6 protein-coding genes are annotated in these 4,553 nt (G+C 44.1%); 2 read left to right on the top strand and 4 right to left on the bottom strand.

Translation table 11 applies throughout. The features are described 5' to 3' along the window. Positions 1-896 (bottom strand): molybdopterin molybdotransferase MoeA (locus tag AC1DRF_RS17420; RefSeq protein ID WP_477741257.1); only part of this gene is annotated, 896 nt, incomplete at its 3' end. 114 nt (positions 897-1,010) lie between these two features. Between AC1DRF_RS17420 and moaC the strand changes: the two genes are divergently transcribed. Further along, entirely contained in the window at positions 1,011-1,499 is a 489-nt protein-coding gene (moaC, locus tag AC1DRF_RS17415; RefSeq protein ID WP_013058475.1) for a cyclic pyranopterin monophosphate synthase MoaC, read from the top strand. A 12-nt stretch (positions 1,500-1,511) separates the two neighbouring features. After that, positions 1,512-2,024 (top strand): MogA/MoaB family molybdenum cofactor biosynthesis protein, encoded by a 513-nt coding sequence (locus AC1DRF_RS17410; RefSeq protein WP_043978592.1) that lies wholly within the window; start codon positions 1,512-1,514, stop codon positions 2,022-2,024. Between the two features lie 33 nt (positions 2,025-2,057). Here AC1DRF_RS17410 and AC1DRF_RS17405 read toward each other — a convergent pair whose 3' ends face one another. The 3 genes from AC1DRF_RS17405 to AC1DRF_RS17395 form a co-directional block, all read right to left on the bottom strand. Further along, positions 2,058-2,720, bottom strand: a complete 663-nt coding sequence (locus AC1DRF_RS17405; RefSeq protein ID WP_477741256.1) for a sulfite oxidase-like oxidoreductase — start codon at positions 2,718-2,720, stop codon at positions 2,058-2,060. Positions 2,721-2,744: 24 nt separating this feature from the next. Next, entirely contained in the window at positions 2,745-3,662 is a 918-nt protein-coding gene (locus tag AC1DRF_RS17400) for an ABC transporter permease (RefSeq protein WP_477741255.1), read from the bottom strand. Then, a partial coding sequence (locus AC1DRF_RS17395) for an ABC transporter permease (RefSeq protein WP_477741254.1) occupies positions 3,649-4,553 on the bottom strand: 905 nt, incomplete at its 5' end. The genes AC1DRF_RS17395 and AC1DRF_RS17400, both read right to left, overlap by 14 nt.

Here is a 4,553-nt window from a genome sequence, read left to right as displayed (position 1 = left end):
TTTCGTTCTGCGACTGTTGTGACGCTTCCTGGGCGCATCGCAATTTTGTTAAACAGCACATTCGCACCAAGCTTTTCATAAATAGCCGGCAAATAATCATAGTCGCCAACGGATACCCCGCCGGTTGTTAGTAGAATGTCCACTTCTTCAAGCGCTTTTTCTACCGCTTCATAGCAGCGGTCAAAATCATCTTCAAGCTTTCCTAAGTATTTCGGAATTCCCCCGCTTCTTACAATTTGCGCAAGTGCCATATAGGAGTTGCTGTTGCGAATTTTTCCTGGTTCTAACGGCTCGTTCACATCAAGCAGTTCGCTTCCTGTTGTTAACACGCCAACCACCGGTTGCTTCACGACAGCGACATCCGCATAGCCAAACGTAGCTAAAAAAGCCGTGACGCCCGGATTGATTCGCGCTCCTTTGGAAACAAGCACCTCTCCTTTTTTTGTTTCTTCTCCTTTTAATGCAATGTGTTCCCACTTTGAAGCAGGCCGGCTTAACGCCATATACGTTTTGCCTTCTTTTTCATACGACTTCGTTACTTCAAGCATCACAACCGCATCACACGAATTAGGGACTTGCGCTCCCGTCATAATACGCACCGCTTGAAACGGCTTTACTTCTTCTTCAAAGACAAAGCCTGCACCGATTTCACCTACAACTTCGAACTCCATAGGATGTTCACTTGAGACTTCTAGGCAGTCTTGCGCTCGAACCGCAAAGCCGTCATAAAGCGATTTATTAAAATGAGGAACGTTTTGATCGGCGATAATATCTTCTCCTAAATAGCGTCCGTAGCTTTCGGTGATCGATACGCGTTCGATGCTTCCTTTTCTTTTATAAGTCATGACTTTTTCAATTGCTTCAGGAATTGAAATAGGTGTTCTGCTTTCTAACATACATTCTTCACTTCCTTTATGTCTGTTCACTTTTTACGCTATGGTGTAAAATCATAGCATATCTCACTATTTCTATCATACAACAAAATTTACTGAAAAAGGATGAAAACACCGATGTCTTCTTTTACACATTTTAATGACCAGGGCCGTGCCAATATGGTCGATATTAGCGAAAAATCTATCACGCGCCGCGTCGCAACAGCTCGTTCAAGCATACTTGTTAACAAAGAAATTCACGAAGCCATTGTAGAACATAAAATTGGAAAAGGCGACGTCCTTGCTGTCGCACAAGTAGCGGGAATCATGGCAGCAAAACGCACGTCTGACATTATTCCGATGTGTCACCCTCTTTTATTAAAAGGCGTAAACCTTTCATTTGACTGGGATACAAGCAATGATCAGTACCGTTTATTAATAGAAGCAACTGTTAAAACGGAAGGCTCAACGGGCGTTGAAATGGAAGCTTTAACCGCTGCTTCTGCCTGCGCTCTAACCGTTTATGATATGTGTAAAGCCATTGATAAAGGCATGATTATCGGCGAAACGTATCTGCTTGAAAAATCTGGCGGCAAAAACGGTGACTACAAGCGTACGGAAGCGTAAAGGAGGTACATAATGAGCGTACATGAACATAAATCCAAAGCAACACAGCCCGTTCGCTGCAAAGTCATTACGGTATCAGATACACGCACAAAAGAAACCGATAAAAGCGGCGCGCTAATGATCCAACTTCTGAAAGAACACGACATGCAGGTCGCTTCCTATGAAATTGTAAAAGACGACCAAACGTCGATTCAACAAGCGATACTTGCCGGATGCAGTGCTGAGGACATTGACGTTGTTCTCACAAACGGCGGGACTGGCATTACAAAACGAGACGTCACAATTGAAGCCGTTCAAGCGCTGATTCATAAAGAAATCGTTGGGTTTGGCGAGCTGTTTCGCATGCTGAGCTACACCGAAGACATTGGCAGCGCAGCAATTATGAGCCGGGCAATTGCCGGGACGATTAACGAAAAAGCCGTTTTTTCTACACCAGGATCAAGCGGTGCTGTTCGTCTAGCTATGACCAAGCTGATTTTGCCTGAACTTCGCCACGTTGTGTGGGAATTAAACCGGCAGCGCTGACAAAATGCCTATGCACACGCATAGGCATTTTCATTAATCATAGTCTTTATGTACCCACTCATCTTCTGGAATGCCTAAATCTTCTCCGGAAAAACGCTCTTCTTTAAACGGATCTCCTCTAAGATGAAAGCCGTTTTGCTCCCAAAAGCCAGGATGATTTTCATCAATAGCTTCAAAGCCTCGAAGCCATTTAACACTTTTCCAAAAGTACAAATGCGGAACAACCAATCGCAGCGGATATCCGTGCTTAGCTGTAAGCGGCTCTCCGTTAAAGGAATGAGCGAGAAGAATATCGTCTCTCAGTAAATCTTTTACCTCAATGTTTGACGTATAGTCATTATCTCCATGTAGCATGATGTATTTACTTTTTAACTCCAAGCCAACTGCTTTTAAAAAGTCTGTAAACAGCACGCCCGTAAMTTCATTATCAAGCTTTGTCCATCTCGTTACGCAGTGAATATCACATTTCACCGTTGTTTGCGGCATGTTCAATATATCTTGATACGAAAGCGTCACTTCTTTGTTTACTAATCCAAACACTCGAAGCGTCCACTCCTCTAAGTTATACTCCGGCACGTCGCCTTCATGTAAAATCGGAAAGCGCTCCGTTACTACCTGACCCGGAGGCACTCGTCCTTCATACTTTGGATCAATTTCCGGTGTTTTCATTCGTTTAATACGGTCTGCTTTGTTCATAGGTACCACCTCTTTATTTTTTTATCAGCGTGCACTTTGCTGACTTGTTTGATTCGTTTCGACTCCTTTATCTCGCAAGAAAAACATCGCTGCTAATGTCAGCACGTAAGGGACCATCATCGTAAACTCGGTCGGTATTGAAAAACCTTGCAGCCGTGTACTCACCGCATCCATTAAGCCAAAAAGTATACTTGAGGCTAAAATACCAAGCGGATGAGATTGACCGAGCATCATCGCAACAAGTGCGATAAATCCACGTCCTGAAGTCATGCCTTCTGAGAACATCGTGACTTGTCCTAATGAAAGCTGCGCTCCGGCAATCCCACACAGGATTCCGCATGCTGCAATCGCAAACAGCTGATATCTGATCGCTTTTAAACCTAGCGTACTTGCTGCTACTCTATTGTAGCCTACCGCTAGGAGACGGAAACCAAAGATCGTTCGATAAAAGAAGATATAAAAAGCAATTGCTGCTAAAAAAGCAAAATAGACAAGCGGCGACTGTCCTGAAATAATGTCGCCGATTACAGGTATGTCTTTGATCAAAGGAATATCCCATGTACCTATTCCCTGCATATTTTTATCGTAATAGGCACCTTTTGTATGGAAAATAGTCCGGAGTAAAAATGTCGTTAAGCCCAGTGCTAAAAAATTAATAGACACCCCAACAACAATTTCATTCGCTTTAAACACTACGACCAGCATTCCAAACAGCAACGCAAAAAGTAAGCTTGCTCCAGAAGCAATCACGATCGCAAAAAAGACATTATGAGTATAATAGTTGCCGGCAATCCCGCTAAAAGCCCCAATCAAAATCAGACCTTCTAGTCCTACATTAAATATGCCCACACGCGCGCAAAGCATCCCGCCCAGCGCCGCTAATAAAATAGGCGCAACCATTCGTAACGTTGCATTTAACAGTGACCAATCAAGCAGCTCCACGAATATCAGCTCCTTTCTTTTTTGCTCTCCACCACTGCTTTGTGAATTTTGCTGAGATAAATAGAATGAGCACAGCTTGCATAATACTCGCAATTTCTAACGGAATTTCTGTATTACGCTCCAGCCCCATCGCTCCTGTTTGCAAAGCGGCAAGTAAAAGAGACGTAAAAACAATGCCGATCGGATTCGAGTTTGCTAACAAGGCAGCCATCACTCCAGTCCACGCATACCCAGGAACGGTGAGTGCACCGTCTACAAAACGGTACTGCGAACCAAGAACTTCAAATCCTCCGGCTAATCCAGCCAAGCTCCCGCTAATAAACATACTAAGCAGCATGACTTTTACTTGATGAATACCTCCATACGCCCCGAACAACGGATTTTTTCCGGATGCGTTCACTTCGTACCCAAACACAGAGTAGCGAAGCACAGTCCACAGCAGAAGTGCACCTACTAGAGCAATGATAAACCCAATATGAAGAGGCATTCCTTGAAACACTTTTCCAAGCCACGCCCCTTGCTCAATCATAGGCGTTTGAGCGAGAGCTGCTGAGCCTGTTTTATCTTGAAACGGATGGCCTGCTAAATAGCTTGCAAATAAAACAGCGATATAATTTAATAAAAGCGTCGAAATGACGAGCTGAATTTTAAACGCGGCTTCCATCCAGCCTGCTAAAACAGAAAGCAAACCTCCTGCCACAACAGCAACTGCAATAGCCGCTATAAGCTTGACTATCCCAGGAGCTGGCAGGTAATAAGCGACAATTGCTGCGCTAATCGCTCCAACGACCATCTGTCCTTCTCCCMCTAAATTAAACACACCTGCTCTAAAAGCAAACCCGACACCTAACGCAATTAAAAGAATAGGCGTAGCGCGAGCCAGCGTAGTAG

The organism is Priestia sp. P5_B4 (assembly GCF_056400385.1).
Note: the sequence above shows the minus strand (reverse complement) of the source record. Positions and strands in the feature narration are given on the sequence as shown.